This window comes from Calidithermus terrae, from assembly GCF_003574345.1.
In the GTDB taxonomy this organism is placed as follows: Bacteria; Deinococcota; Deinococci; order Deinococcales; family Thermaceae; genus Calidithermus; species Calidithermus chliarophilus.
On the sequence record NZ_QXDL01000030.1, the window covers coordinates 1 to 26,153 of the forward strand.

At 69.8% G+C, this 26,153-nt stretch carries 25 protein-coding genes and 1 pseudogene; 6 read left to right on the forward strand and 20 right to left on the reverse strand.

All coding sequences use genetic code 11. The annotated features are described in order from the left end of the window. The first annotated feature begins 152 nt into the window (after window positions 1-152). The gene (locus tag Mterra_RS05410) at window positions 153-884 is read left to right on the forward strand and encodes a 5'-methylthioadenosine/adenosylhomocysteine nucleosidase (RefSeq protein ID WP_119314245.1); all 732 of its coding nucleotides are present in this window, start codon (window positions 153-155) and stop codon (window positions 882-884) included. A 500-nt stretch (window positions 885-1,384) separates the two neighbouring features. Further along, entirely contained in the window at window positions 1,385-2,329 is a 945-nt protein-coding gene (locus Mterra_RS05415) for a ribose-phosphate diphosphokinase (RefSeq protein ID WP_027892299.1), read from the forward strand. Window positions 2,330-2,522: 193 nt separating this feature from the next. On the opposite strand, the gene tatC is transcribed toward Mterra_RS05415, so the two are convergent. From tatC to cysK, 9 genes are all read right to left on the reverse strand, one after another. After that, the gene (gene tatC, locus Mterra_RS05420) at window positions 2,523-3,275 is read right to left on the reverse strand and encodes a twin-arginine translocase subunit TatC (protein ID WP_119314246.1); all 753 of its coding nucleotides are present in this window, start codon (window positions 3,273-3,275) and stop codon (window positions 2,523-2,525) included. Window positions 3,276-3,292: 17 nt separating this feature from the next. Next, complete coding sequence (locus Mterra_RS05425; protein WP_119314247.1) at window positions 3,293-3,541, reverse strand: Sec-independent protein translocase subunit TatA/TatB; 249 nt, start codon at window positions 3,539-3,541, stop codon at window positions 3,293-3,295. Window positions 3,542-3,960: 419 nt separating this feature from the next. Further along, window positions 3,961-4,848, reverse strand: coding sequence for a ferritin-like domain-containing protein (locus tag Mterra_RS05430; protein WP_119314248.1), 888 nt, complete (start codon window positions 4,846-4,848; stop codon window positions 3,961-3,963). Window positions 4,849-5,158: 310 nt separating this feature from the next. Next, window positions 5,159-6,529 (reverse strand): bifunctional UDP-N-acetylglucosamine diphosphorylase/glucosamine-1-phosphate N-acetyltransferase GlmU, encoded by a 1,371-nt coding sequence (gene glmU / locus Mterra_RS05435; protein WP_119314249.1) that lies wholly within the window; start codon window positions 6,527-6,529, stop codon window positions 5,159-5,161. 91 nt (window positions 6,530-6,620) lie between these two features. Then, window positions 6,621-7,634 (reverse strand): inorganic phosphate transporter, encoded by a 1,014-nt coding sequence (locus Mterra_RS05440; RefSeq protein ID WP_119314250.1) that lies wholly within the window; start codon window positions 7,632-7,634, stop codon window positions 6,621-6,623. After that, window positions 7,627-8,262, reverse strand: coding sequence for a DUF47 domain-containing protein (locus Mterra_RS05445; protein ID WP_119314251.1), 636 nt, complete (start codon window positions 8,260-8,262; stop codon window positions 7,627-7,629). Before Mterra_RS05445 ends, Mterra_RS05440 begins: the two co-directional genes overlap by 8 nt. Window positions 8,263-8,811: 549 nt before the next feature. Beyond that, window positions 8,812-9,933, reverse strand: a complete 1,122-nt coding sequence (locus Mterra_RS05450) for an acyl-CoA dehydrogenase family protein (protein WP_119314252.1) — start codon at window positions 9,931-9,933, stop codon at window positions 8,812-8,814. Window positions 9,934-10,226: 293 nt separating this feature from the next. Further along, complete coding sequence (locus Mterra_RS05455; protein ID WP_170159562.1) at window positions 10,227-10,676, reverse strand: DUF5602 domain-containing protein; 450 nt, start codon at window positions 10,674-10,676, stop codon at window positions 10,227-10,229. Between the two features lie 173 nt (window positions 10,677-10,849). Further along, entirely contained in the window at window positions 10,850-11,809 is a 960-nt protein-coding gene (cysK, locus tag Mterra_RS05460; protein ID WP_119314253.1) for a cysteine synthase A, read from the reverse strand. 160 nt (window positions 11,810-11,969) lie between these two features. On the opposite strand from cysK, the gene Mterra_RS05465 reads away from it, so the two are divergent. Both Mterra_RS05465 and Mterra_RS05470 read left to right on the forward strand, forming a co-directional pair. After that, the gene (locus tag Mterra_RS05465) at window positions 11,970-12,440 is read left to right on the forward strand and encodes an FKBP-type peptidyl-prolyl cis-trans isomerase (protein ID WP_119314254.1); all 471 of its coding nucleotides are present in this window, start codon (window positions 11,970-11,972) and stop codon (window positions 12,438-12,440) included. Between the two features lie 66 nt (window positions 12,441-12,506). Then, window positions 12,507-13,331, forward strand: coding sequence for a R2-like ligand-binding oxidase (locus Mterra_RS05470; protein WP_119314255.1), 825 nt, complete (start codon window positions 12,507-12,509; stop codon window positions 13,329-13,331). A 159-nt stretch (window positions 13,332-13,490) separates the two neighbouring features. Here Mterra_RS05470 and Mterra_RS05475 read toward each other — a convergent pair whose 3' ends face one another. From Mterra_RS05475 to Mterra_RS05485, 3 genes are all read right to left on the reverse strand, one after another. Further along, window positions 13,491-14,081 carry a hypothetical protein gene (locus tag Mterra_RS05475; RefSeq protein WP_176582513.1) on the reverse strand — a complete coding sequence of 197 codons (591 nt, stop codon included), beginning with the start codon at window positions 14,079-14,081 and terminating at the stop codon, window positions 13,491-13,493. A 74-nt stretch (window positions 14,082-14,155) separates the two neighbouring features. Continuing rightward, entirely contained in the window at window positions 14,156-14,893 is a 738-nt protein-coding gene (gene ubiE / locus Mterra_RS05480; RefSeq protein ID WP_420836690.1) for a bifunctional demethylmenaquinone methyltransferase/2-methoxy-6-polyprenyl-1,4-benzoquinol methylase UbiE, read from the reverse strand. A gap of 101 nt (window positions 14,894-14,994) precedes the next feature. Continuing rightward, the gene (locus Mterra_RS05485; RefSeq protein ID WP_119314256.1) at window positions 14,995-16,560 is read right to left on the reverse strand and encodes a DNA repair protein RecN; all 1,566 of its coding nucleotides are present in this window, start codon (window positions 16,558-16,560) and stop codon (window positions 14,995-14,997) included. Window positions 16,561-16,790: 230 nt separating this feature from the next. Here Mterra_RS05485 and Mterra_RS05490 point away from each other — a divergent pair, with 230 nt between their 5' ends. Beyond that, complete coding sequence (locus Mterra_RS05490) at window positions 16,791-17,624, forward strand: sulfurtransferase (protein ID WP_119314257.1); 834 nt, start codon at window positions 16,791-16,793, stop codon at window positions 17,622-17,624. Here the strand turns inward: Mterra_RS05490 and Mterra_RS05495 are convergent. The 3 genes from Mterra_RS05495 to Mterra_RS05505 form a co-directional block, all read right to left on the reverse strand. Continuing rightward, window positions 17,621-18,031, reverse strand: a complete 411-nt coding sequence (locus Mterra_RS05495; RefSeq protein ID WP_119314267.1) for a VOC family protein — start codon at window positions 18,029-18,031, stop codon at window positions 17,621-17,623. The two genes, Mterra_RS05490 and Mterra_RS05495, sit on opposite strands and share 4 nt — an antisense overlap. 242 nt (window positions 18,032-18,273) lie before the next feature. Beyond that, window positions 18,274-19,131 (reverse strand): SDR family oxidoreductase, encoded by an 858-nt coding sequence (locus tag Mterra_RS05500; RefSeq protein WP_119314258.1) that lies wholly within the window; start codon window positions 19,129-19,131, stop codon window positions 18,274-18,276. After that, on the reverse strand, window positions 19,128-19,493 hold the full coding sequence (locus Mterra_RS05505) for a 4'-phosphopantetheinyl transferase superfamily protein (RefSeq protein WP_119314259.1): 366 nt from the start codon (window positions 19,491-19,493) through the stop codon (window positions 19,128-19,130). Before Mterra_RS05505 ends, Mterra_RS05500 begins: the two co-directional genes overlap by 4 nt. 209 nt (window positions 19,494-19,702) lie before the next feature. Here Mterra_RS05505 and rsmF point away from each other — a divergent pair, with 209 nt between their 5' ends. Continuing rightward, window positions 19,703-21,064 (forward strand): 16S rRNA (cytosine(1407)-C(5))-methyltransferase RsmF, encoded by a 1,362-nt coding sequence (rsmF, locus tag Mterra_RS05510; RefSeq protein ID WP_119314260.1) that lies wholly within the window; start codon window positions 19,703-19,705, stop codon window positions 21,062-21,064. A gap of 217 nt (window positions 21,065-21,281) precedes the next feature. On the opposite strand, the gene Mterra_RS05515 is transcribed toward rsmF, so the two are convergent. The 5 genes and pseudogenes from Mterra_RS05515 to Mterra_RS22185 form a co-directional block, all read right to left on the reverse strand. Then, the gene (locus Mterra_RS05515) at window positions 21,282-22,325 is read right to left on the reverse strand and encodes a 3-dehydroquinate synthase (protein WP_119314261.1); all 1,044 of its coding nucleotides are present in this window, start codon (window positions 22,323-22,325) and stop codon (window positions 21,282-21,284) included. After that, the gene (locus Mterra_RS05520; protein WP_027892316.1) at window positions 22,306-22,866 is read right to left on the reverse strand and encodes a shikimate kinase; all 561 of its coding nucleotides are present in this window, start codon (window positions 22,864-22,866) and stop codon (window positions 22,306-22,308) included. The genes Mterra_RS05515 and Mterra_RS05520 overlap by 20 nt, the downstream gene beginning before the upstream one ends. Window positions 22,867-22,897: 31 nt before the next feature. Beyond that, on the reverse strand, window positions 22,898-24,049 hold the full coding sequence (aroC, locus tag Mterra_RS05525) for a chorismate synthase (RefSeq protein ID WP_119314262.1): 1,152 nt from the start codon (window positions 24,047-24,049) through the stop codon (window positions 22,898-22,900). Window positions 24,050-24,115: 66 nt separating this feature from the next. Beyond that, complete coding sequence (locus Mterra_RS05530; RefSeq protein ID WP_119314263.1) at window positions 24,116-25,600, reverse strand: type II secretion system protein GspD; 1,485 nt, start codon at window positions 25,598-25,600, stop codon at window positions 24,116-24,118. Between the two features lie 15 nt (window positions 25,601-25,615). Further along, a pseudogene (locus tag Mterra_RS22185) lies at window positions 25,616-26,153 on the reverse strand (hypothetical protein); the annotation flags it as partial.

Sequence of the window (26,153 nt, forward strand, 5' to 3'; positions counted from 1 at the left end):
GTTTATCCCCCCCGGCCCCCCTTGCTAAGGGGGGTGAAGAAAGGGCGTTTTGCGTCTTGCACCTTGCGTTCGGCGTACGACGTAGGACGTACGACGCACGACCGCGCCCGGCTATCGACCATCGACCACCGGCATTTTGTACACTACCCTGCGTGAGCGAAACCGCCGCCCCAGCCCAGACCGAACCCCTCCCCAGCCTTACCCTCACCACCGTGGCCCTCTTCGCCGCCGAGGGGGCAGAGGCACAGGCGCTGCGCGAGGCGCTGGGGTTGAACGAGTCGCTTCAAGGGCCTAAGCCCATCTTCCGGGGCCAGGTGGGCGGCCACGAGGTTTTACTCGTCGAGACCGGGGTGGGCAAGGTGGCCGCGGCCTCGGCCGTGACCTACGCCCAGGCCCGCTTCAGCCCGCGCTGGAGCCTGTGGGCGGGGGTGGCGGGCGGGCTCAACCCGCGCCTGCACTCCCTCGACGTGCTCGTAGCCCACGACGCGGTGCAGTGGGACGTGGACATCACGGCCTTCGGGCGCCAGCCGGGGGAGCTGGCGACGGGCGAGCGCTTCGTGCGGGCCGACATCGACCTCTCGACCCGGGTGTACCGGGCGGCGCTCGAGCTCGGCTTCCCGGTGCACTGGGGCCGCGTCGCCAGCGGCGACCGCTTCCTGGCCCACCCCGCCGACGCGGCCCGCCTGCGCGAGGTCTTCGCCGCCGACGCGGTCGAGATGGAGGGCGCGGCGGCGCTGTGGACCGCCAAGGACCTCGCCCTGCCCATGGCCTTAGTGCGCACCATCTCCGACGGGGCCGACGACGACGCGCACGAGTCGTTCGAGATGTTCCTCGAGCAGGCCTCCGAGCGCTTGGCCCAGGTGGTGCGCAAGGTGCTGCAGTGACGACCCCGCGTTCTTTAGAACGCGGCTTCTCGGCTCACGCGGGAGCGGCCACCCGCTGCCCATCCCCGAAGGCCCCGTCCAGGCCCAGCGCATGCCGCCTGAGTACCGGCATCGCCTAGGGAGTCGCTCTGGCGACCGGCTAGCGCCGGAACCTGGGGGGCCTGCGGCCCTTCACTGGGCCCGGCGGCATGTCCGCCAGGGGGTGGCCGTAGGCCATGCCGGCTCTGCCGGTAACCTGGAGTCCCTCCCCCGCACTGAAGATGCGGGGCACTATAGCCCCTTCCACACCATCCCCTTTTCTCTAGAAGGCCGGGGGATGAAATACCATAACCCAGCTCCCCGTTTCCCTTAAGGCGGCCCCCTAGCTTTTACCACCCCCCCTGCCGATATACTCGAGGTGCAACCGCTTGAAGTCCGGGGTCTGACCCCGATCCGCTGAAGCCGTCTGCTGCGACCTCGAGAAACTGGGCAACAGGACTTCGACATTGGGGGTGGGTTCGATGTGGGAACTCGGAGAGGGGCTCGAGATTCGGCTCTTTAGCGGCAGCGCCAACCGCCCGTTGGCCGAGGCTGTGGCCCGGTCCTTAGGTTTGGGTCTGGGCAAGGCCCTCGTCGAGCGCTTCCCCGACGGCGAAGTACGGGTGCGGCTCCTGGAGAGCGTGCGCGGGGCCGACGTCTACCTCATCCAGCCCACCGCCCCGCCCGTCAACGACCACCTGATGGAGCTGCTCATCATGGCCGACGCGGTGCGCCGCAGCAGCGCCGCCCGCATCAACGCCGTGATCCCCTACTTCGGCTACGCCCGCCAGGACAAGCAGACCCAAGGCCGCGAGCCCATCAGCGCCAAGCTCGTCGCCGACCTGATCCAGGAGGTGGGCGTCCACCGCGTCATCACCGTGGACCTGCACGCGCCCCAGATCCAGGGCTTCTTCAACATCCCCGTCGACGAGCTCTCGGCGGTGAAGCTCTTCGCGAGCTACCTCGAGAACCACCACCTCACCGACAACGCCGTGGTCGTCTCGCCCGACTCCGGCCGCGCCGAGCACGCCCGCCGCCTCTCCGAGCGCCTGAACCTCCCGCTGGCGATCCTCGCCAAGCGCCGCATCGGCCCCCGCGAGACCCAGGTGGCCTACGTCATCGGCGACGTGGCCGGCAAGCGCCCCCTGATCATCGACGACATCATCTCCACCGGCGGCACCATCCGCCGGGGCGTGGAGGCCCTGGCCGCCGCCGGGGCCCAGGAAGCCATCGTCATGGCCACCCACGGCGTGCTGGTAGGGCCCGCCCACGAAAACCTCTCTCACCCCGCCATCCGCGAGGTGGTCTTCACCAACACCATCCAGCTCACCCCCGCCATGGGCTTCAACATCCTCTCCACCGCCGACCTGCTGGCCCAGGCCATCCGCAACGTCCACACCAACCAGTCGGTGAGTGCGTTGATTTGAGGAGCCGTCAGCTATCAGCTTTCAGCCGTCAGCGAAAGGCTAGTGGCTCGTGGTGAAGGGCACCCCTCCCCGCGCGCGGGGAGGGTTTATCCCCCCAGCCCCCCTTGCTAAGGGGGGTGAAAAAGGGGCGTCTTGCGTACGACGTACGACGTACGACCCGCGCCCAGCTATGGGCTATCAGCTATCGACACCCCTACCCCGCCGCCTGCTGCGCCGCCCGCAGGTGTCCCCGCTCGCCCAGGCGGGCCGTCAGGATCGAGATGGCGTAGAGCACGAACAGCGGGACGCTGATGAGGGCGAGGTTGAACACGTCCACGGTGGGGGTGATGACGGCGGCCAGGGTGATGAGCAGGATGATGGCGACGCGCCAGTTCTGCATCAGGAAGCGGCTCGAGAGCAGCCCCAGCCGCGCTACGAGGTAGCTCACCACCGGCATCTCGAAGACGATGCCCATGACGCCTAGGAAAGCCAGGATCTGGCTCATGTACTGGCCCAGCGAGATGTTGGGCTTTACCAGGTCGCCCAAAAAGCCCAGCAGGAAGGGCACGGCGTAGGGCAGGAACACGTAGTAGGCGAAGACCACGCCCACCGCGAAGCTGAAGCCCGCGCCCAGCAGAAAAGGCACCGCCAGGCGGCGCTCGTGGTTGTAGAGGCCGGGCGCGATGAAGGCCCAGATCTGGTAGACGATGAAGGGCAGGGCCAGCGCCAGGCCGCCGAAGGCCGCGATCTTGAAGGAGGTCACGAAGGGCTCGGTGATGTTGAGCACCTGGAGGTCGGCTTTGACCCTGGCGGTGGCGTTGTAGATGTCGAGGGGGCGCTCGAGCAGCGCCAGCAGCTCGACGCGGAAGACGAAGGCGACCGCCGTCATCGCGACCCAGGCCACCAGCGCCCACAGGATGCGGCTTCGCAGCTCCTCGAGGTGCTCCATCAAGGGGGCTTCTCTCATGGCAGACCCTTACGCGCCTAGGACTTGGCTTCTTCCTTGGTGGGCTCGGGCCTGACCTCGAGCGGCTTGCTCAGGTCTTCCTTGATCTCGCGCAACTCCTTGACGTCGGCGGCTTTCTCGAACTCCTCGCGGATGCTCTTCGCCCCCTTCTGGAACTCGCGGATCGACTGGCCCAGGCTACGCCCCAGCTCGGGCAACTTGCGGGGGCCGAAGAGCAGCAGGGCCACCAGCAAGATGATGAGGATCTCAGACATTCCGATCGGCATGGTTCACTCCTAGGGTTCAGTCTACTCCGGCGACTGAAGCCGGCATGAACCTTAGCACCCTTTGCAGCACCGTGGCCGCAGACTCCCGCTCAGCGGGGCTCCTCCGGCCTCTGGGCCTCGCGAAACTCCCGCCGGGCCTGCCCCGATCCCCGCGCCAGTTCGGGCAGCCGGCAGGCATTAGCTCCGGCACACCAAAACGCATCACTTACACCCGATTCGGTCAGCCCGCCGCCGGACGGCGGCTCCGCCCCGCCTTGGCGGGGCGGCCGACCGGAGGGGGTGCTCTGGGGTTCAAAAGATAGCCTCCAGGGTTCTGGGTTGGATGATTATCTTTTTGAACCCGGTATCACGTCCGGAAAAAAGGGGAGCTTGGGCTCCCCTAGTCCTTCTCGAGCCGACCCCAGCACCGCTCGAAGGGCCTACTTGATCTTGCCGTTGAGCCCGTTGGGGAAGAAGCCGCCCTTGCCCATGCCGCCCAGGTAGACGATGGCCAGCACCTCGGTGGTGCTGCGCCCGTAGGCCACTGCGTTGGGGTCGGCCAGCACGATGTTGGCCTTGCCGTTCAGGGTGATGCCCTGGTCCTTGCCACCCCCCACCTTGGCCCGCAGGTCGCTGATCGCCTTGGTGACCTGCTCGACGGTGAGCCCCGCGGCGGCCGGCTGGTCCTTGCGCTGGTAGAGCAGGGTGCGGACCTCGCCCGCGTGGTAGGCCTCGACCGCCAGGATGCCCGCCGCGGTGTCCAACACGCCGCCTTCGCGGTCGTCGCTGAGGAGGCGGGCCGCGCCCTTGTAGGCGGTCACCCCCACGTCCTCGAAGATGTAGGCCCCGTGCAGGAAGAACAGCTCGTTGGCGAAGGGGTTAAAGCCGGTGATGGCACCGTTGCTGGCGGCCTGTCCGGCGGCGTCGAAGGCCATGCCTAGGTCGAGCACCGGGCGGTCCACGGCCTTTGCGCCTAGCGCAGCACGGATGGCCTTGACGTGGGCCAGTTCGTCTTCGGCGATCTCTTCGGCATATTCGCGAACCGCCATGCTCAGCCCCGGCACCGGGCTGGTGCCGTCAAAGCCGCTGGGCAGCCTGATTTCGGCGCTGCCCCCGATGGCCTTGATGTCGTTGATGCGTCCTACCGCCGCCAGGTAAAAGGCGGCCTCGAGGTACTCGAGGTTGAGGGCGAAGTTGAGCACGTCGGCGTCAAGGTTGGGCTTGGCCGCCATGCTGGGAGTGCAGGAGGAGATGGCGCCCGCGATCACCGCGCCTGCGCCTGCAAATCCCATCTGCTGAAGTGCTTGCCTGCGGTTAAGGTTGGACATGGGTTCCTCCAGGATGCCGAGCCCCGTGGCCGCAGGGCTCGAAGGATACGAAGCGCTTCTGCTGGGCCGTACGCAGGGGGAGGGCGTTTTAGATTGCCCCTTGTTTGAGCTAGCCTGAGGGGAGGGCTTGCCCGCTCCGCGTCGTGCCCTGACCCGGGCGTAGCCGTTGCGACCCCGGCAACAACCCTTGCCTGCTGCCGGGCTCACTGGCTGAACCGGGCATCAAACCCCCTGAGGGTCGCTCGAGGCAGCAAAACGGCAGCCCAAGCGCTTGGGCTGCCGTCCTGGGGGGTTGAGGGGTGGCTCAAGGCTAGCCGCGCTCGCGCTTGCGCCTCATGTACCCCTCCTTGTTCTCTTGGCGGGCCCGCGCGATGGCCAAGGCGTCCTGGGGGACGGCCTTGTTCACGGTGCTGCCGGCGGCGATGTAGGCCCCCTCGCCCACCTCCAGGGGTGCGACGAGCGTGGAGTTGGAGCCGGTGAAGGCCCCCTTGCCGATGACGGTCTTGTGCTTGCGCTGGCCGTCGTAGTTGGCGACGACGGTGCCCGCGCCGATGTTGGCCTCCTCGCCGATGTCGGTGTCGCCCAGGTAGCTCACGTGCCCGGCCTTGGCGCCCCGGCGCATGCGGGTGTTCTTCATCTCCACGAAGTTGCCCACGTGCGCCCCCTCCTCGACGAGCACCCCGGGGCGGAAGCGGGCGAAGGGGCCGGCGTCGGAGCCGCTTTTCATCACCGAGCTCTCGGCGACCACGTGCGGGCGCAGGGTGACGTAGGGCTCGAGCTCCATGTCGGTGAGCACGCAGTAGGCCCCGATCTCGCAGCCCTCGCCGATGCGGGTCTTGCCGCGCAGGACCACCCCGGGCCACAGCGTCACGTCGGGGGCGAGCTCGACGGTGGGCTCGAGGTAGACACTCTCGGGCTGGATCATCCGCACGCCCTGGGTCATCCAGTGCTCGCGCAGCCGCGACAGCAGGACGCGCTCGACCTCGGCCAACTGCGCCCGCGAGTTCACGCCCAGCAGCTCGCTGGGGTCGTCGCTCAGCAGCCCCACCACCCTCCGGCCGCGCTCGCGGTAGACGCGGATGAGGTCGGGGAGGTAGTACTCCCCGGCGGCGTTGTCGTTGCTGACGTGCTCGAGCGCCTCCCACACGTGAGAGTCGAAGCAGTAGATCCCGGCGTTGATCTCCTTGATCTCGCGCTGCTCGGGCGTGGCGTCCTTGTGCTCGATGTTGGCTACGATCTCGCCGCGCTTGTCGCGCAGGATGCGGCCGTAGCCGGTGGGGTTGTCGAGGCGCATGGTCAGCAGCGCCATGCCCTCGTGCTCCAGGGCCTCGACCAACCCGGTGAGGGTCTCCACCGAGGTGAGCGGGGTGTCGCCCTGCGTCACCACCACCGGCCCGTCGAAGCCCGCCAGGGCGGCCCTGGCCTGCTTGAGGGCGTGGGCGGTCCCTAGTTGCTGCTCCTGCACGGCGAACTCGAGGCCCCCGTAGCCCTTGAGGGCTTCGCGCACCTGCTCGAGGCCGTGCCCCACCACCACCACCACCTTCTCGGCCCCGCTTCGCAGCGCGGTCTCCACCCCGTAGGCCACCATGGGCTTGCCCAGCAGGGGGTGGAGCATCTTGGGCAGCCGGGACTTCATGCGGGTGCCCAGACCCGCAGCCAGGATCACGACAGCATGCTTCATAACCGTCGCTCAGTCTACCCCCTGGGCATGCAGGGGGCAGCAGACCGGGGGAGGCTGTGGGGCATAGCCTCCCCCGGGCGGTTCGTCCGGCTCAGCGGGCGCCCGTCAGCAGGTGCATGAGGGTGTAGATCCCCCAGCTCAGCGCGACGCAGAAGGGGATGGTGAAGATCCAGGCCATCACGATGCGCCCGGCGATTCCCCAGCGCACCGCCGACAGCCGCTTGGTCGCCCCGGCGCCCAGGATGGCCGAGGAGATGGTGTGGGTGGTCGAGAGCGGGATGCCCAGCCGGCTGGCGGTCTCGATCACCGTAGCGCCCGCGACCTCCGCGGCGAAGCCGTCGATGGGGCGCAGCGCCACCGCCTTGAAGCCGATGGTGCGGATGATGCGCCAGCCGCCCATCGCGGTGCCCAGCCCCATCGCGACGGCCGCGGAGAGGATGACCCACAGCGGGACGTGGAATTGGTCGCCGCTCCAGCCGTAGTAGGCGGCCAAGGCCATGGTGATGACCCCCATGGTCTTCTGCGCGTCGTTGGAGCCGTGGCTGAAGGCCATGTAGGCCGCCGAGAGCACCTGCGCCCGCAGGAAGAAGCGGTTGACCCAGTAGGGCCGCTGGCGGGCCGCCGCCCACAGCAGCAGCGACAGCAGCAGCATGGCCCCCAAAAAGCCGAAGACCGGCGAGAACACCAGCCCCTGCAGGGTCTTGGCGACCCCCTCGCCCCACTTGATCACGCTGAGCCCGCCCGAGGCGATGCCCGCTCCGACGATGGAGAAGACCAGGGCGTGGGAGGAGCTCGAGGGGATGCCGTAGTACCAGGTGATCAGGTTCCAGATGATCGCCGACAGCAGCGCGGCGATCACCAAGGGCTGCGTGGCGAGCTCCGGGGGGATGATCCCCTTGCCCACGGTCTTGGCGACCGCCGTCCCCGAGAGCGCGCCCAGCACGTTGAACACGGCTGCCATGAGCACGGCCTGGGCGGGGGAGAGGGCGCGGGTGGCGATGGAGGTGGCCACGGCGTTGGCGGTGTCGTGGAAGCCGTTGATGAAGTCGAAGGCCAGCGCCAGCAGCACCACCAGCGCCAGGACGAGGAGCGCGGTCTCAACCATGTTTGAGGGTGATGCCTTCGAGGGCTTTGGCTACGTCCTGCGCGCGGTCGGTGGCGTCCTCGAGGTACTGGTAGAGCTCGCCCCAGCGCATGGCCTTGATCATCTCGCGCACGTCGCCCACCCCGTCGTACAGCTCGATGGACGCGCGGTCCATCAGCGCGTCGGCCTCGTCCTCCAGGCGCTTCACCGCCACGATCTTCTGCAGCATGATGGGGGCGGAGCGCATGTCCTCGAGCAGCGGCACCGCCTCGGCGAGGGCGCGGGCCTGCTGGGCGATGAGGCGGGCCATGGCGCGGGCGTGCTCGGTGGGCCGTTCGACGCGGTAAAGCCACATGCGGCGGGCGGCCTCCTCGATGGTGTCGATGAAGTCGTCGAGGCGGCCGGAGAGCAGCACGATGTCCTCGCGGTCGATGGGGGTGACGAAGGTCTGGGTCAGGGCCTCGGAGATCTGCTGTGCGACGGCGTCGCCCTGGTGCTCGATCTCGCGGATGGCCCGCACCTTGCGCTCGACGTCGGTGAAGTTCTCCACCAGGTCCACGAAGGCCAGCGCGATCTGGTCGCCCGTCTGGGCCGCCGTACGGAAGTATTGAAAAAACCGCTCATTCTTGGGCAGAAAGCGCGCGAGCATACTGGCCCATTCTACGCACCTCCTGACGCTGCGGTGACATTTCTCTGACAAAAAGCCTTTCGTGAAGGCGGTATAGGCCGAGATCGTTCTGTTGCTTGCTGGGGGAGGGGGTCGTGTTGCGGTGCGGTGGTTTGGTGTCCCCCGCTCCGCCGTCAGGGGAGCGAGGGGGAGGCCATTCCACATGGCGAGGGCATCGCGGTACGCGACCCGGCGTACGCCGGAAACCTGCTCCCCCTCTCACCCTCCGAGGGGCCCCAGGTTACCGGCAGAGCCGGTACGGCCTACGGCCACCCCCTCGCGGGCATGCCGCCGGGCCTCAGCGCCCGCGTATGCGGGGGTGCGGGCCGCACCTTGACTCGGCGGCATGCTCGTCTGCGCCACCTCCCTCACCCCCTCCCGCGTGAGCCGCACACCCCGGCCGGGGCGGGGCAGCGACCACCGAACGCCCGTCCCCTGGGGCGTGGGGCTGTAGTTGGCTGTTGGGCTGGGCACAACCCCAGTGGATGATTGATCTCAACAGGGCGTCCGGCTATCGGCTATCGACACCCCTCAGCGATACAACTCCCTCGAGATCACCAGCCGCTGAATTTCGCTCGTGCCCTCGTAGATCTCCGTGATCTTGGCGTCGCGGTAGTAGCGCTCGGCGCGGTATTCGCGGTGGTAGCCGTAGCCGCCCAGCACCTGCACGGCGTCGCGGGTGACGCTCACGGCGGTGTCGGAGGCGAAGAGCTTGGCGGTGGAGGCCTCGAGGGTGAAGCGTTCGCCGCGGTCTTTCTTGGCGGCGGCCTCGAGGGTGAGGGCGCGGGCGGCGGCGATCTTGACGTGCATGTCGGCGAGCTTGAAGCCGACGCCCTGGAACTCGCGGATCTTCTGGCCGAACTGGGTGCGCTCGTCGGCGTAGGACCTGGCGATGTCGAAGGCGGCGCGGGCCATGCCCACGGCCTGGGCGGCGATGCCGATGCGGCCGGAGTCGAGGCCGGCGAGGGCCTGGGCGAGGCCGCGGCCCTCCTGGCCCAGCAGGTTCTCGTCGGGGACGAACACGGCGTCGAAGCGGACTTCGGTGGTGTGGGCGGCGTGGAGGCCCATCTTGTGCTCGGGGCTGCCGAAGCTGAGGCCGGGGGCGCCCTTCTCGACGATAAAGCTGCTGATGCCGGCGTCGCCTCGAGCCATCACCACGTACACCTGGGCCTGCCCGCCGGAGGTCACCCAGCTCTTGACCCCGTCGAGCTGCCAACCGCCGCCCACCTTGCGGGCGGCGAGCTTCATGGAGGCGGGGTCGGAGCCGGCGTGGGGCTCGGTCAGGCAGAAGGCCCCGATCCACTCGCCCCGGGCCAGGGGCGCGAGGTACTTCTTCTTCTGCTCGGGGGTGCCGAACTTGTTGAGCATGTACTGCGGGAGGCCGCTGGTGACGGAGAGGATGACGGCCACGCTGGGGTCGGCGGCGGCGATCTCCTCCATGGCGAGCACCCAGGTCACGCTGTCGAGGCCCGCCCCGCCCCACTCCTCGGGGGTGGTCATGCCCAGAAGCCCCAGCTCGGCCAGGGTTCTGAGCTGCGGCCAGGGGTACTCGCCCGACTCGTCGTACTGCGGGGCCTTTTCCCACAGCACCTCGCGGGAGACCTGCCGCACCATGTCCAGGACCATCTTCTGGTCGTTGGTCAAGACTGCCATGATACCTATCGTATCACGCGCCTGGTGTGGAAAAAGCGTAATATGTGCCTGGGAGCGGGCGGCTCATCCCTGCGACTCGGGCGGCATTCGCTGTACCTGCCCGGGGCCGGGGCGGTCTCGAGGGTCGGGCAGGGCAACCGCGAGCGCACCGGCTTCACCCGGGACCGGCTCGACGAGACCTCCGGCGGGCAGTCTGAAGGCCGCTGGCAGCCGCCCGATCATCGTTTTCGAACCCGGCGCGAGGCATGGAAAAGCCCTCCCCGAGCGTGGGGAGGGCTTCGTACCGGGGGCGATCAGTAGGGCTCGCCCTCGAGGACCTTCTTCTCCTGCTCGAGGCTCACCAGCACCAGCTCGAAGTGCACGTGGGGCTTCTCCACGCCGGGGTGGGGGGGCGAGGGGATGATGTTGACGTGGTCCACCTTGGCGGTCACGCCCAGCCCCTTGAGCGCGGCGGTGCCGATGTCCACGTACTTCTTCTTACCCAGTTCCTCCAGGGGCACCATGAACACCACCTTCACCAGCCGCCCCGCCCTGTCGTAGGCCAGGAAGGGCCCTTCGGGCAGGTTCTTGGGGTCTACGTAGAGCGTGCCCAGTCCGGGGATGAAGTTGGGCAGCGCGCCCTTGAGCGCCTCGCTCACGTTGACGTAGGGGCCCATGGGCGGGGCTTTCATCACGTTCTGCGCCAACACCACGCCGATGCCGAGGGCGGCCAACACCGCCAGAACGCCGATCCAACGTTTCATGTCTTTCCTCCTCCGACTTGTTGGGAACCGGCGCGCCGTTTGGTTCCACCCCGCCGTACGTGAGGAGGGAGGGCTTTGGATTTCGGGGAAGGGGCTAGTGGGCTGGTGGCCCGTGCTTCGTCGAGGGTCCAGGGCGTCTTGCGTCTTGCGTCTGGCGTACGGCGTACGCCCCTTCAACGCCCTTGCCCCTCCGCCATCGCCCGCTCGACCGCGCTCGAGCCCTCCTCCGCGTACAGCGCCGTGGTGAGGTACTTCGAGCCCGAGTCGGGGCTGATGCAGACCACGCGCTTGCCCGGGCCGAGTTCCCTCGCCACCTGGAGGGCGCCCCAGACGATGCCCCCGCTGCTCATGCCCAGGAAGAGCCCTTCCTCGCGGGCGAGGCGGCGGGCGAGCGGGAAGGCCTCTTCTTCCCACACCTGGATCACCCGGTCGAGCATGCGCACGTCGAGGTTGGGCGGGATGAAGCCGGGGCCCATGCCCTGGAACTGGTGCTGGCCCATCTGGCCGCCGGAGAGCACGTTGGAGCGGCCCGGCTCGCAGGCGATGACCTGCACGCCGGGGACGCGCTCGCGCAGGTAGCGCCCCACGCCCATGATGGTGCCCCCGGTGCCCGAGCCGTAGACGAAGGCGTCCACGCGGCCTTCCATGTGCTCGAAGATCTCGGGGCCGGTGGTCTCGTAGTGGGCCCGGACGTTGGCGGGGTTGTCGAACTGGTCGGGCATGTAGCCGCCGGTCTCGAGCGCGATCTCCTGGGCCTTCTCGCGGGCGGCCAGCATGCGCCGCTCGGGGTCGGTGAGCACCAGCTCGGCCCCGTAAGCCCGCAGGGTGCGCTTGCGCTCCTCCGACATCTGCGCGGGCATGCACAGGATGAGCCGGTAGCCACGGCTGGCGGCGATCATCGCCAGGCCGATCCCGGTGTTGCCGCTCGTCGGCTCGACGATGACCTGGCCCGAGCCGGGCTTCAAGACGCCGCGCTCCTCGGCGTCGCGCACCATGTACCACGCGGCGCGGTCCTTGACGGAGCCGCCGGGGTTGGAGCCCTCGAGCTTCACGAAAACCTCGGCCATGCCGGGCTCGACCACCCGGCGCAGCTTGACCAGGGGGGTCTTGCCGATGGCGTCCTCGATGAACATGCCCCCTAGCATACGTCGGGCACGGGCCGGGGGAGTGCGGGGGCCTACAAAAACCGAAAGGGCACGGCGGTAACCATTCCCCGCGGGGCCAGGTGGTAAACTCAGGCGTTTGAGTGCCTGCGGCAAGATTCTTCCCACGCCAGGCACGACAGGTGTACCGATGATTGCAACGCAAGACCACGTGGTGACCATCCGCTACGTCCTCACCGTCGGGGGCGAAGTCATCGACCAGGGCGAGCTGCCTTACCTGCACGGCTACGGCAACATCATCCCGGGCCTCGAGGAGGCTTTGGAGGGCAAGCAGGTCGGCGACTCGCTCCAGGTCAGCGTGCCCCCGGAGAAGGGCTACGGCCTCGAGGACCCCGAGGGCGTGCGGGTAGTCCCCCGCGACCAATTCCCCCCGGACGCCCCGCTCGAGCCCGGCGCCCAGCTCTACGCCCAGGACATGGACGGCCAGGTGCTGCCCTTCTGGGTCATGGAGGTCGAAGGGGACGAGGTCACCATCGACTTCAACCACCCCCTCGCCGGGGAGACGCTCGACTTCGACGTCACCATCTCGGGCATCCGCGCGGCCACCTCAGAGGAGCTCGAGCACGGCCACGTGCACGGGCCCGAAGGCCACGCGCACTAGAAAGCGCCGGCAACCGAGCGCGGAAGGGGCGAGCGAACGGCTCGCCCCTTCGGCTAGAATCACCTCATGCGGCAACTGGCGACCAGCCGGCCAAGGCGGGCCGAGGACGGCTTCGTGACGCAGCTTTACCACAAGGCCAAGCGCAACTTCTGGGACCCGCAGGCGCTCGAGTTCGCCCAGGACCGGCAGGACTGGCAGGGCCTGAGCCCGGCCCAGCGGGAGGTGCTGCTGCACCTGTCGGCGCTGTTCGTGGGCGGGGAAGAGGCCGTGACCCTCGACCTCGCGCCCTTCCTGTGGCGGGTGAGCCGGGACGGCCGCTACGACGACGCGCTGTTCGTGGCCGCCTGGACCCTCGAGGAGGCCAAGCACGCCGAGTTCTTCGACCGCTTCCACCGCGAGGTGGTGGGCCCGGCGCCCGAGCTGGCCGTCTACCACCTGCCCTCCTGGCAGAAGATCTTCTACACGGCCCTGCCCGAGGCCATGAACGCCCTCGTCGCCGACGCCAGCCCCGAGGCCGAGGTGCGGGCCCTGGGCACCTACAACCTCGTCGTGGAGGGGATCCTCGCCGAGACGGGCTACCGGGCCTACCGGGAGGTGCTCGAGCACGGCGCCATCCTGCCCGGGCTGCGCGCGGGCCTGGCCCACGTCCAGGCCGACGAGGGCCGCCACATCGCCTACGGCCTGCACACCCTGGCGAAGCACCTCCGGGCCCACCCCCACACCCGCGGGGCGCTCGAGGACGTCCTGGCCGAACTGGTCCCCGCCGCCCTGGGCGTGGTGGAGGAGATCTTCGCCGCCCACGCCCCCATGCCCTTCGCCCTCGAGCAGGAGCCGTTCGTAGACTACGCCTTCCGCCAATTGCAGCACCGGCTGGAGGCGCTGGAGAGGTAGGGGGGCGCGTGGCTCGTGGTAGCCCCCTCCTCGTCCCTCCCCGCGCGGGGAAGGAATATCCCCCCTAGCCCCCCTTGTTAAGGGGGGAACAAGGCGTCTCGCGTACAGCGTACGGCGTAGGACGTACGACGCACGACCCGCGCCCGGCCATCGCGCCGTTCAAGCCCGCAACCCCTTCGACAGCGGTTGCCCCTTCGGCAGCCAGAAGGCGAGGTACTCGTGCTCGAGGCGCATCAGCAGCCGCAAACCCTCCTCGGTCTCGAAGCGCATGAACAGGGGCAGGCTGAAGCGCGCCTCGCCGCGCTCGATGCGGAAGTTCTCGTAGGTGTAGGCCATGTAGAAATCCTGCTCGCTGTGCATGAGGCGGTCGGTGTAGAAGACCACGGTTTCGCCGTAGCCCTTGGTGGCCTTGCTCATGTCCTCCCAGAAGACCCCCTGGGCTTCCGCCTCGCTCAGGTACTCCCCGCTCACCCCGCCCAAGCGGCCGTAGAAGGCGGCGGGGAAGTCCTTGAACTCGTAGTAAAGCCCCTGGGGGCCGTGCCAGAGCCTGATCAGGCCGTTCTCGTAGCAGCGCCCCTGGGCGCTCTCGCGGGCGAACTCGCGGGCGAGGCTGAGGTGCTCGAGGTCGGGGAACGACCCCATCTCCAAGCCCTCGAACAGCAGGCGCTGCGGGTCGATCACCAGGTCGCGCGGGCGCGGCAGGGCGGGCTTGGGGGTGCGGGTTTTGCTCTTGCTCGAACGCAGGGCCATTCTTCTCCTTGCTCTTGGGGCTCGAGGCCGGGCGGCGCGATGCCGCGTTCAGCCTTGGACGGTCCGTGCGGCGCTCACTTCTCGCCGACGTGCAGGGCGGCGATGCCGCCGGTGAACAGCTTGTGGCGCACCCGGAAGCCCGCCTGTTGCATCATCCGGGCGAGGGTTTGGGGGTCGGGGAAGCGCTCGACCGAGGCGGGGAGGTAGCGGTAGGCGGCGGCGTTGCCCGAGATGAGGCCGCCGACGAAGGGCAGGATGCGGGTGAAGTAGAAGCGGTAGAGCACGCCCAGACCGCTCTTGGGGGGCGGGGGGAACTCGAGGATGCACAGCCGCCCGCCGGGCCGCAGCACCCGGTAGAGCTCGGCCAGCGCGCGCTCGTAGTCGGCGAAGTTGCGGAAGCCGAAGGCGATGGTCACGGCGTCGAAGTGCCCGTCGGGGAAGCCCAGGTTGAGCGCGTCGGCCTCCTGGAAGCGCACCTCGAGCCCCGCCCGCCGGGCCTTGGCGCGGGCGCGCTCGAGCATGGGCGGGGCGAAGTCGCCGCCGACCACCTCGGCGTGGGGGGCGCTCTGCTTGAGCAGCAGGGTCAGGTCGCCGGTGCCGCACGCCAGGTCGAGCACCCGCCGGGGGCCGTGCGCCAGGGCCTCGCGCACCGCGGCGCGGCGCCAGCTCTGGTCCACCCCGGCCGAGAGCACGCGGTTGAGCAGGTCGTAGCGCGGGGCGATCTCGCTGAACATCTCCCGGACCGCCTGGGGGTCGCGTTCGCGGCCAGGTTCGGCAGGGAGGGGGGTTTTGCGCTCGCTCTTCGGCAGCACCGAACGAGTGTAGCACAAGGGGTTAAGGGCAAACGATACCCAGGACAGCTTGCGGGAGCGTCCGCCGTCCGGGGGGTTTTACGGGCTCGCGCGCCGTCGGGCTACCGCGCTTGCAGCAGCTCGCGCGCGTGCTGCATGGCGGCGTCGGAGTAGGAGCCCGAGAGCATGCGGGCCAGCTCGCGCACCCGCTCCTCGCCCCCCAGCGCCTGGATCTCCACCCGGCCCTTGTTCTTGACCACCCGGTAGTGCTGCTGGGCCTGGGCGGCGATCTGGGGGAGGTGGGTCACCACCAGCACCTGCCGCCGCTGGGCCAGCCGGGCCAGACGCTCGGCCACGCGCCAGGCGGCCTCCCCGCCCACCCCGGCGTCCACCTCGTCGAAGACCACGGTGTCGGCCTCGCTGCCCGTCAGCAGCGCCAGCGCGAGCATCACCCGCGAGAGCTCGCCGCCCGAGGCGGCCTTCTCCAGCGGGGCCAGCCCCTGCCCGGGGTTGGCGCTGAAGAGGAGCTGCACCTCCTCGAGCCCCTCCGGCCCCGGCTCGTTGAGGGGGACTAAGCCCACCTCGAAGCGGGCTTCGGGCATCCCCAGGAAGCGGATCTCCTGCGTGGCCTTGGCGCTGAGGTCGCGGGCGGCGGCGCGGCGGGCCTCGGAGAGGGCCTCCCCGGCCTGCGTCAGCTCGGCGTGGGCCTTCGCCACCTCGCCCGCCAGGGCCGCCAGCCGGTCCTCGGCCCCCTCGAGCTCGGCCAGCTCGCGGCGCGACTCCCCGGCGAAGGCCAGGATGCCCTCCACCCCCTCGCCGTACTTGCGCTCCAGCCGCTCGATGAGGGCCAAGCGCCCCTCGACCTCCTCGAGGCGGGCGGGGTCGGCCTCGAGGCCCTCGAGGTAGTCCTCCAGCTCGCGGGCGATGGCCCGCAGGCTGTCCAGGGCGGCCTCGAGGTCGTTGCCCAGGCTATCCAGGCCGCTGTCGTGGCGGGCGGCGCTGCGCAGCTCCTTGAGCGCGGCCCCCACGATCCCCAGCCCGTCGCCCTCGCCGCTGAGCCCGCCGGCCGCCGCCCCCACCCGCTCGCGCAGGGTCTCGAGGTGGCGCAGCCGCTCGACCTCGTTCTCCAGGCGCTGCTTCTCGCCGGGCTCGAGCCGCGCGTCGTCGATCTCCTTGAGCTGGAAGCGCAGCACGTCCAGCCGCCGCTCGCGCTCCCGCGCGGCCTGGGAGAGCCGCTCCTGCTCGGCCAGCAGGCCCCGCCAGCGGGCGTAGCGCTCGCGGTAGGCCTCGAGGGTCGCCCCTTCGATGAGGCTGTCCAGCAGGCCGCGCTGCGCCTTGCGCGAGGCCAGGGCCAGCGCCGCGTGCTGGGCGTGGATGGCGAGGTGCTCCCCCGTCGCCTCGGCCAACTCGCGCAAGGAGACCACCTCGCCGTCCAGCCGCGGCGTGCTGCGCCCCCCCGCGACCCGCCTCGAGAAGACCCGCCCCCCGAACCACGCGGTCACCAGGAGGCTGTCGGCCCCGGAACGGATCATCCCCTCGGCCTTCTCGCCCAGCAGCAGCGACAGCGCGTCCACCAGCACGCTCTTGCCCGCCCCGGTCTCCCCGGTGAGCACCGTGAGCCCCCGGTCGAAGTCCAGGGCCACCGATTCCAGGACGGCCAGATTTTGCACCTCGAGCCTTTCCAGCATCGCCCCCAGTTTAACGGGCGCCGATAGGCCTGACTGATAGTGGGTGACCAAAGGCGGGTGGTGTGTGGCTCGTGGCGTGTGGCCTGTGGCGAAATGAACACCCCTCCCCACCGGCGTCAAGGGCCAAGGCGTTTTGCGTCTTGCGTTCGGCGTTCGGCGTAGGACGTACGGCGTAGGACCCGCGCCCGGCTATCCGCTATCGACCACCGGCCTTAAGGTAACTTGTTCCCATGCACCCTCTGGTAACCGCCGAATGGCTCCTCGAGCACCTCCAAGACCCCGAAGTGCGCATCGCCGACGTGCGCTTCTCGCTGGCCGACCCCCTGGCCGGGCGCATGGCCTACCTCGAGGCCCACATCCCCGGCGCGGTCTACCTCGACCTCGAGACCGACCTCTCCGGCCCCGTGCGCCCCGACCGCAAGGGCGGCCGCCACCCCCTGCCCGACCCGCAGGCCCTGGCGGCGACGCTCGGGGAGGACGGGATCGGCGACGAGCACTTCGTGGTGGCCTACGACGAAAACGGCATGTTCGCCCCGCGCCTGTGGTGGCTGCTGCGCTGGCTGGGCCACGAGCGGGTGGCCGTGCTCGACGGGGGCATCAGGGCCTTCGTGGCGGCGGGCGGCTCCCTCACCGCCGAGCGGCCCGAGTACCCCAGGGCCACCTTCACCCCCCGGCCGCAGGAAGGCTGGGTCGTGTCGGCGGAGGAGGTGGCCTCGAGGGCTCCGGGCACCGTGCTCATCGACGCGCGGGCCCCCGAGCGCTACCGGGGCGAGGTCGAGCCCATCGACCCCGTGGCGGGGCACATCCCCGGCGCCATCAACCGCAACTGGGCCGACAACTTCGAGCCCGACGGCCGCCACAAGCCCCCCCAGGCCCTGCGCGAGCGCTTCGCGGCGGGCGAGGGAAAGGAGCTCATCCTCTACTGCGGCTCGGGCGTGAGCGCCTCCGCCAACCTGCTGGCGCTCGAGGTCGCCGGGATCAGGGGCGCCAGGCTCTACGCGGGCTCCTGGAGCGACTGGGTGAGCGACCCCTCGAGGCCCGTCGCCAAAGGGGAAGAGGGCTAGGCCTCCTGCGCGTAGTACTCCCACTTGATCCCGTCGGGGTCGCGGAAGGCGATGTAGGGGAAGCGCATCCCCAAGAACTCGTCGGTCTTGGGCCCGATCACCTCCACCCCCGCCTCGCGCAGGGCGGCCGCCGCCCGGTGCAGCTCCTCGACGCTGGGGCAGGCGATAGCCACGTGGTCGAGGCCCACCCGGAAGGGGTCGAAGCGGTCGCCGGCGGGGGTGTTGGCGTCGGGGCCGCGCACCCCCAGCGTCGAATTCCCGATCGTGAACAGGAAAAGCGCGCCGGGGACGTCCAGGATCACGTTGGAGAACCCCAGGACCTGCGTGTAGAAGTGCTTGGCCCGCTCGAGGTCGCCGACGCGCAACACCACGTGATGCAGCCCGGGAGTGTTCAACTGAACGCCCATGCCCACCTCCACGGCAAGCCAAAGGGTCGGCGGCGGATCGACATTGGCTTTTGGCCTGTCCTCTCCAGCTTATCGCACTCTTCACAGACGTTGCCTCCCATCCGGGAGGCAACGGTGCTGTGCAGGACAATGCAATCAAGTTGTGAATGGCTCAGTAATGGTGAAGAGCGCTCTAGCCAAACGGGAGGACGGAAACGGGAAAAGCTCCGGTCGGTTCGGCGCCGAACGGGCCGGATCGGGCATCAGCCCTTGCGGCCGTACAGCCGCCGGACCAGCCCGCCCAGGATCATCTCGTCCAGCAGGCGGTCGGGCAGGAAGCGGGCGAAGAAGATCCCGGCCTTCGCGTCGCGGCCCACCGCGTAGCGGGTGCGCGGGCGCGGGGCGGTGAGGGCGTGCTCGACCGCCTTGGCGACCTCGAGCGGGGGCAGCCCCTTGCCGTCGATGCCCTCCACGTAGCGGATCAGGCCGTCGATCGCCTTGCCGTAGAGGGCGCGGGCCTCGGGCGGCAGCTTCTCGAGCAGCTCGCGGCCCCAGTTCACCCCCTTGCCCCAGATGGGGGTCTGGATGTTGCCGGGCTCGATGACGCTGACCTCCATCCCCCAGGGCTTGAGCTCGCGCCGCAGCGCGTCGGAGAGGGCCTCGAGCGCGAACTTGGAGGACGAGTAGGGCCCGAACAGCGGGGCCGCGACCCGGCCCGAGATCGAGCTCATGTTGACCACGCGCCCCCGGCCTTCCCGCAGCAGGCCCAGGAAGCCCTGCAGCACCGCCACCTGCCCGATCACGTTGACCTCGAGCTGCCGGCGCAGCTCCTCGAGGGGGAGGAACTCCAGCGGCCCCGCCACCGCGATCCCCGCGTTGTTCACCAGCCCGTCGAGCTTGGGGGTGTGGGCCCGGACGGTCTCCGCCGCGCGGGCGATGCTCTGGGTGTCGGTCACGTCGAGCAGCACGGGGTGCAGGAGGCCCGCGGCCTGCCGGGCCAGGCGCTCGCCGTCCTCGAGCCTGCGCACCCCCGCCCAGACCGTGTGCCCCTTCCCCGCGAGGTATAGCGCGCAGCCCTCCCCGATGCCCGTGGAAGCCCCGGTGATCAGGAAGTGCTTCACAGCGCCTCCAGGACCACCACCGCCGTGGCGTGCTCGTGCTCGTGCGCCAGCGAGACGTGGGCCCGCCAGCCCTCCCGCCGCATGCGCTCGGCGATGCGCGGCGCGAAGCCGAGCGCCGGGCGCGGCCCCTCCATCTCCACCCACACCTCGCGCCAGCCGTGGTTCTCCGGCCAGCACTTCTGAAAAGCCTCCTTGGCCGCGAAGCGGGCCGCCAGCGAGAGCATGGGGTCGGCCTTGGCGAGGCAGTACGCGATCTCCTCGGGGGTGAAGTGGCGCTCGAGAAAACGCCTGGGGTGGCGTTCATACACCCCGCGCAGCCTCGAGACGGAGGCGATGTCGGTTCCGACGGCGACGATGGGCATGGAGTCATAGTAAGGAGGCGAGATGCTGAACGCCAAGCGCCGGGCGCGGGGCGCGGGTCGTACTCCTGGGTCGTACGTCGTACGCAAAACGCCTTGGCTCCCGGCCCTCGAGCCTCGACAAGGGGGCTACCGCGAGCCACTAACTATCACCTATGGGCCATCAGCTATCGGCTATCGACCACCGGCGCCGGTGAGGTAACGTGTTCCCTGTGGATTTGCCCAAGGCTTTCCTGGCCCGCATGGGCGAGCTGCTCGGCGGGGAATTCGCCGAGTTTCACCGGGCGCTGACCTCGGCTGATCGCAGTTACGGGCTGCGGGTCAACACGCTCAAGCTCAGCCCCGGGCAATTTCGCTCCGTCAGCCCGTGGCCGCTCGAGCCCATCCCCTGGCTCCCGGAGGGCTTCTACTACCCGCCGGAGGCCCGGCCGGGGCCGCACCCCTTCTTCTACGCGGGGCTTTACTACATCCAAGAGCCCTCCGCCCAGGCGGTGGGGGCGCTGGCCGACCCCCAGCCGGGCGAGCGGGTGCTCGACCTGGCGGCCGCGCCGGGGGGCAAGACCACGCACCTGGCCTCGAGGATGCGCGGCGAGGGCCTGCTGGTGGCTAACGAGGTGGACGGCGGGCGCATGGGGGGGCTGCTCGAGAACGTGGAGCGCTGGGGCGCGAGGCTGGCCGTGGTGAGCGCCCCGGTCGAGCGCCTGGCCGGGCAGTGGGGGGCCTGCTTCGACCGGGTGGTCCTCGACGCGCCCTGCTCGGGCGAGGGGATGTTCCGCAAAGACCCCGACGTGGTGCGCCACTGGGGGCCGGGGGCCCCGGCGCGCTCGGCGCGGGTGCAGCGCCAGCTCATCGACCACGCCGGGGCCCTGGTGCGGCCCGGCGGGGTGCTGGTGTACTCCACCTGCACCTTCGCCCCCGAGGAGAACGAGCAGGTCATCGCCCACTTCCTCGCCCGCAACCCCGAATTCGAGCTCGAGGCCGCCCAGCTCCACCCCAGCTTCGCCCCGGGCGTCCCGGCCTGGGGCGACGGCAACCCCGCCCTCGCCAAGGCCGCGCGCCTGTGGCCCCACCGCCTGCAGGGCGAGGGCCACTTCCTGGCGAAGCTGCGCAAGGTGGACGGCTACGAGGAGACCCCGCCCCGCGAGAAGGTGCCCCCGCTGTCCAGGGAGTCCCGCCAGGCCTGGCAGGGTTTCGCCCAGGAGCACCTGAAGGTGAGCCTCGAGGGCGAGGTCTGGGAGCGCGCCGGGCACCTCTACCTCCTGCCCGAAGGCCTCCCCAGCCTCGCCGGCGTCAAGGCCCCGGCCCCCGGGCTCTACCTGGGCAAGGTCCAGGCGGGCCGGGTGCTCCCCGGCAAGGCCCTGGCGCACCACCTCGAGCCTTCCCAGGTCGCTCGGGCCGTGGAACTTGCCCCCGACGACCCCCGCGCCCTGCGCTTCGTGCAGAACAACCCGGTCGAGCTCGAGGCCGAGGACGGCTGGGCGGTCGTGGCCGTGGCGACGGCGGTGGGGAGCTTCAGCCTGGGGTGGGCCAAGATCAAGGGCGGGGTCGCGCGGATGGGGCGGGCGACGTTGTGAGTCGGTGGTTGATGGCCGATAGCCGGGCGCGGGTCGTACGTGCTGCGCCCGGCGTCGTACGTCCTACGCCGTACGCTAAACGCCGAACGCCGAACGCAAAACGCAAGACGCCAGACGCGAGATGCCTTGGCACCCCCCTTAGCAAGGGGGGTTGGGGGGATATTCCCACACGAGCCACGAGCTGACCGCTGAAAGCCGATGGCTGATGGCTGACCGCTTACGGCTGACCGCTAACCCGCTCGAGAAACTCCCTGTAAGCCTGCCGCAGCGCTTCTTCCTCCACGGGCTGCACCGCTAGGTGGCCGGGCTCGAGGGGGATGACCCAGTGCAGGTTGCTGCCCAGTTTTTTCTTGTCGCGGGCCATGTAGGGCCAGACCTCGTCCCAGCTCAGGGGGGGGAGGGGAGGGGGTTGGAGCCAGCGCAGCAGCGCCTCGACCCGGGGCGTCAGGTCGGTGCCGCCGTGGGCCTTGCCCAGCAGGGCGGCGTAGAGCAGGCCGTAGGCGACGGCGGCGCCGTGGGAGAGGGCGTGGTGGGTGGCGGCCTCGAGGGCGTGGCCCAGGGTGTGGCCCAGGTTGAGCTTCTTGCGCTCGCCCTTCTCGTAGGGGTCGGCCTCCACGACCCGCACCTTCACCGCGACCGCGCGCTCGAGGTACTCCTCCAGCCCCGGCCAGCCGGGGCGCACGGGCTCGAGGCGCATCAGCACCTCGTCTCCGGCGATGATCCCGTGCTTGAAGGCCTCCACCAGCCCCTCGCGGAAGAGGGAGGGGGGGAGGGTGGCGAGGCTGCGGAGGTCGAGGTAGACGGCCTTGGGGGTGTGGAAGGCCCCCACCAGGTTCTTGCCCTCCTCGAGGTTGATCCCGGTCTTGCCGCCCACGCTGGCGTCCACCATCGCCAAGGTGGTAGTGGGGAAGCTCACGTAGGCGACGCCGCGCAGGTAGCTCGCGGCCACGAAGCCGCCCAGGTCGGTGAGGGTGCCCCCGCCCACGACGTAGAGCGTGGCGTCGCGGGGCAGCCCGAGCCCGGCCAGCCAGGAGAGCACCCGGCCGTAGGTCTGGAGGGTTTTGGCCGCTTCGCCGCCGGGCAGCCCCAGGCGGTGCGGGATCGCCAGGTCCCCGGCGAGCTCGAGGGCGTACCCCTTCACCGCCCGGTCGTACAGCAGGGCCTTGGGGCCCGCGCCGGCTTCGGCCTTGGCCTGTTCGGTCAGCCCGCTCCCCAGGTAGAGCGGGTAGGCCGGGTTCTGGTCAACGGTCAGCTTCCGCATAGTCCCACAGCTTCTCGATGAGCTCCTGCACCACGTCGTGCACCTCGCGCCCGTCGGTCGAGGCGTGGATGGTGGCCTGCCGGTAGATCTCCTGCCGCTGCTCCATGAGCTGCCGGATGCGCGCGAGGGGGTCGGCGTCCATGAGCAGCGGGCGCTGCCCGGGGCGGCGGCTGACGCGCTCGAGGATGGTCTCGGGGCTCGCCCACAGCGCGATCACCGGCCCCCGCGCCAGCAGCCGCTCGCGGTTCTCGGGCCGGGTGAAGGTGCCCCCGCCCAGCGAGAGCACCAGGTAGTCCTTCTGCACCAGCTCGGCCACCGCCTCGCTCTCGAGCCGCCGGAAGGTCTCCTCGCCCAGGTGAGTGAAGATGTCGGGGATGGAGAGGCCGGTCTCGCGCTCGATGTAGCCGTCGAGGTCGATGAAGTGCAGCATCAGCTCGCGGGCCAGCTCGCGCCCGATGCGGCTCTTGCCCACCCCCATGAAGCCGGTCAGGGCGATCCAGGTGGCCGGACGGTCCACCTCCAGGACGCGGGGCTGGTCCATCACGCACCCCCTCTCGAGCCGGTCGGCGCCATCAGTACGCCAGTACCCGCTCTTTGTAGCGCTCCACCCGCTCGACGAGCTCGTCCAGGGTGTCCCCGCCGAACTTCTCCAGGTAGGCCTGCGCCAGCACGATGCCCACCACGGCCTCGAGGATCACGCTCGCGGCCGGGACGGCGGTGGTGTCGCTGCGCTCGCGGGCGGCGTCGGCGGGCTGGTGGGTCACCACGTCCACGGTGGGCAGCGGCCGCATCAGCGTGGCGATGGGCTTGAGCGCGGCCCGCACCACCAGCTCCTCGCCGTTGGTCATGCCGGCCTCGAGGCCCCCCGCCCGGTTGCTCGGGCGGTAGTAGCCCCGGCCCTCCTCCCAGTAGATCGGGTCGTGGACCTCCGAGCCCGGCTTCATGGCGTTGTCGAAGCCGGTCCCGATCTCCACCCCCTTGATGGCGGGCACGCTCATCGCCATGTGCGCGATGCGGCCGTCGAGCTTGCGCTCCCAGTGCATCTGCGAGCCCAGCCCCGGCACCAGCCCCTTGAAGCGGGCCTCGATGACGCCGCCTAAGGTGTTGCCGGTGGCCTTGGCCTCGTCCACCCGGCGGATCACCTCGGCCTCGCTCTGGGGGTCGGTCATGCGCACCGGGCTCTCCTCGACGCGCTCCTTAAGGTTCCAATCGAAGGGGGTCGCGCTCCACACCCCGGCCATCCCGGCCACGTAGCCCACGCTCTGCACCCCGAAAAACGACAGCAGCTTGTGGGCGATGGCGCCCACCGCCACCCGGGTGGCCGTCTCGCGGGCGGAGGCGCGCTCGAGCACGTCCCGCAAGTCCTTGTGACCGTACTTGATGCCCCCCGGCAGGTCGGCGTGCCCGGGGCGGGCCGCCGTGAGGGCCTTCTTGCGCGGCTCGTTGCCCGGGGCCGGGTCCATGACCTCGGTCCAGTTGCGGTGGTCGGCGTTGCGGATCACCAGGGTCACCGGCGCCCCGGTGGTCCGCCCCATCCGCACCCCGCTCATCAGCTCGGCGGTGTCGGTCTCGATCACCATCCGGCGCCCGCGCCCGTACCCGCCCTGCCGCTTCTTCAGCCAGGGGTTGATGTCCTCCGCGCCGAGCGGCAGTTGCGAGGGAAGTCCCTCCACGATCGCGGTGAGCTGGGGCCCGTGGGATTCACCCGCAGTCAGAAAACGCATGCCAAGAGCCTAACACACCAAAAAGCGAGGGGGGGCAGGCTTAGCCTGCCCCCCTCAGCCCAGCTTTTAGCGGGTATCGCTGACGATGTTGGCGGTGATGATGATGAGGAGTTCCTCGTTCTTCACGCTGGTCTCGCGCTGCTTGAAGAGCAGGTCGAGGATGGGGATGTCACCCAGAATGGGAACCTTGTTTTCCTCGGTCTTGGTCTCTTGCGAGACCACGCCGCCGATCACCACGGTCTGTCCGTCCCGGATGCGCAGCTTAGTGCGGTCCGAGCGCTGCACGACCTCGATGCTGTTGGCGATCGGCCCCTGCTTCGGCTGCTCCCCGGTCTGGGTGAAGACCTCCAGGGTGATCTGCCCGTCGGCGGTGATCTGCGGGACGACGCGCACGAGCAGGCCCACGTCGAACTCGCGGGTGGGTTCGCCCTGCACCTGCGGGGTGACGATGAGCCTCGAGCCCGACTTGACCTCGAAGTTGGGGTAGTTGTCCTCGACGATCTGGGTCACGTCGCTCAGGCGGCGGGCCAGGCTCTGCTGCTCGAGGATGTCGAGCACCGCCCGGATGTTGAGCGCGGCCAGGCTCTTGGAGGCGTCGAAGATCAGGCTCAGGGCGCCGTCGATGATGCTGCCGACGAGGTTGCCCCCGCTCAAGCTCTCCCACTTGATGCCGAAGCTGCTGACCACGCTGCTGTCCACCGACTGGATGCGCACCTTGAGCTGCACCTGCTTCACCGGCACGTCGAGCTCGCGGATGAGGGCTTCGACGCGGGCCATCTGCTCGGGGCTGGCGGTCACGATCAGGGTGTTGGTGCGGACGTCGGCGGTGAAGAAGGCCGTGCCCTGGGCTTGGGGCTGGGCCTGAGGCTGGGCTTGGCCCTGGGCCTGCTGGCCGTTGCTCTTGCCCTCGAGCGCCGAGCTGAGCACCTCGGCCATCGCCTCGGCGCGGGCGTGGGCGAGCTTGAAGTTGCGGGTAACCCGGTCCACCTGCGCCTGGGGCCGGTCGATCTGGGCCAGCAGGGCGGCGATCTCGGAGTGCTGCTTCTCGGTCGCGGTGATGAGGAGGGTGGGTTGCCCGGGCGCGACGGTCACGCGGATGCCGGGGATTTCGGCCTCGAGGAAGCTCTTGAGCGCGGTGGGGTTGCCGTTGATGGCGTAGCTGCGGCGCACGGTGGGCTCTTCGGTGGGCGTGGCCGGCTGCTGCGCCGTCTTGGGCACGTAGCGCGAGACCACTTCCGGGGAAGCCACCAGCATCACGTTGTTCTCCAGGAGGATGTAGTCGAGCTTGCCGTCGCCGTAGGTGTTGATGAGCAGGTCCCAGACCTGGCGGAAAGGCTTCTTCTCCAGCGAGACCCGCACCAAGGTGGCCGGGATGTCCCGCAGCAGGGGGGTGAGGCCCACGCTGGTCGCCGCGCTGCGCAGGGCGTCTTCCAGCGGGATGCCGTTGGGGGCGATCAGGTCCACCGCCTGGTCGAAGCGGGCGTCCCTGGGGAGGCTACCCGCGAAGGCCAGGCTCAAGAGTAAGACGATAAGGGACAGGATTCGTTGCATAAGCTATCACCGCCTCTAGGGGTTCACCAGTTCGAGCGTAAGGCTTTCCGACCCCTGCACCAAGAGGGCTTCGCGGGCTGTTAAGGTTTTAAGAAGGACCTCGCTCTCGGGGAAATTGCGCCCCACCGGGAGCACGAAGAAGCCGTTCTTGCCCTGGAAGATGCCCACGCTCGTGGGGCCGAGCACCACGCCGACGAGCCGGAGGTTCTGCTCCTGCACGAAGCGGGTCAGGACCGAGACCACCGGGGTCTTGACGACGGGGGTGGTGGCCGGGGTGGTGGGGGTGGTCTTGGGCTCGAGCGTCGGGTTGGGCTGCCCCTGCTGGCCCACGGGAGGGAGGCTGGTGCTGCCGCCGAGGTTGGCCTCGGCGGGCTGGGCCACCTGCGGCTGCGTGGGCTGCGCGGGCCGGGTGGCCTGGGCGGTGGGGACTTCGCGGTCGAGCGGGGCGAGCCGCAGGGGGAGAGCCCCACCGCTGAGGCTGGGGGCCGGAGCCGGGGTGCTCGCCCCGGCCCGGGGGTTGGCGGCGGGAAGCCGGGCCTGGCTGCCGCTGCCC

Bases quoted from the DNA above. Each gene is read 5' to 3' on its own strand.
- Mterra_RS05455 (WP_170159562.1), bottom strand. From the start codon at position 10,676: ATGAAACGTTGGATCGGCGTTCTGGCGGTGTTGGCCGCCCTCGGCATC.
- glmU (WP_119314249.1), bottom strand. From the start codon at position 6,529: ATGAAGCATGCTGTCGTGATCCTGGCTGCGGGTCTGGGCACCCGCATG.
- Mterra_RS05440 (WP_119314250.1), bottom strand. From the start codon at position 7,634: ATGGTTGAGACCGCGCTCCTCGTCCTGGCGCTGGTGGTGCTGCTGGCG.
- Mterra_RS05450 (WP_119314252.1), bottom strand. From the start codon at position 9,933: ATGGCAGTCTTGACCAACGACCAGAAGATGGTCCTGGACATGGTGCGG.
- Mterra_RS05465 (WP_119314254.1), top strand. From the start codon at position 11,970: ATGATTGCAACGCAAGACCACGTGGTGACCATCCGCTACGTCCTCACC.
- Mterra_RS05470 (WP_119314255.1), top strand. From the start codon at position 12,507: ATGCGGCAACTGGCGACCAGCCGGCCAAGGCGGGCCGAGGACGGCTTC.
- Mterra_RS05505 (WP_119314259.1), bottom strand. From the start codon at position 19,493: ATGCCCATCGTCGCCGTCGGAACCGACATCGCCTCCGTCTCGAGGCTG.
- Mterra_RS05475 (WP_176582513.1), bottom strand. From the start codon at position 14,081: ATGGCCCTGCGTTCGAGCAAGAGCAAAACCCGCACCCCCAAGCCCGCC.
- Mterra_RS05530 (WP_119314263.1), bottom strand. From the start codon at position 25,600: ATGCAACGAATCCTGTCCCTTATCGTCTTACTCTTGAGCCTGGCCTTC.
- tatC (WP_119314246.1), bottom strand. From the start codon at position 3,275: ATGAGAGAAGCCCCCTTGATGGAGCACCTCGAGGAGCTGCGAAGCCGC.
- Mterra_RS05520 (WP_027892316.1), bottom strand. From the start codon at position 22,866: ATGGACCAGCCCCGCGTCCTGGAGGTGGACCGTCCGGCCACCTGGATC.
- aroC (WP_119314262.1), bottom strand. From the start codon at position 24,049: ATGCGTTTTCTGACTGCGGGTGAATCCCACGGGCCCCAGCTCACCGCG.
- Mterra_RS05490 (WP_119314257.1), top strand. From the start codon at position 16,791: ATGCACCCTCTGGTAACCGCCGAATGGCTCCTCGAGCACCTCCAAGAC.
- cysK (WP_119314253.1), bottom strand. From the start codon at position 11,809: ATGTTCATCGAGGACGCCATCGGCAAGACCCCCCTGGTCAAGCTGCGC.
- Mterra_RS05485 (WP_119314256.1), bottom strand. From the start codon at position 16,560: ATGCTGGAAAGGCTCGAGGTGCAAAATCTGGCCGTCCTGGAATCGGTG.
- Mterra_RS05415 (WP_027892299.1), top strand. From the start codon at position 1,385: ATGTGGGAACTCGGAGAGGGGCTCGAGATTCGGCTCTTTAGCGGCAGC.
- Mterra_RS05445 (WP_119314251.1), bottom strand. From the start codon at position 8,262: ATGCTCGCGCGCTTTCTGCCCAAGAATGAGCGGTTTTTTCAATACTTC.
- Mterra_RS05430 (WP_119314248.1), bottom strand. From the start codon at position 4,848: ATGTCCAACCTTAACCGCAGGCAAGCACTTCAGCAGATGGGATTTGCA.
- Mterra_RS05515 (WP_119314261.1), bottom strand. From the start codon at position 22,325: ATGCGGAAGCTGACCGTTGACCAGAACCCGGCCTACCCGCTCTACCTG.
- Mterra_RS05495 (WP_119314267.1), bottom strand. From the start codon at position 18,031: ATGGGCGTTCAGTTGAACACTCCCGGGCTGCATCACGTGGTGTTGCGC.
- Mterra_RS05425 (WP_119314247.1), bottom strand. From the start codon at position 3,541: ATGCCGATCGGAATGTCTGAGATCCTCATCATCTTGCTGGTGGCCCTG.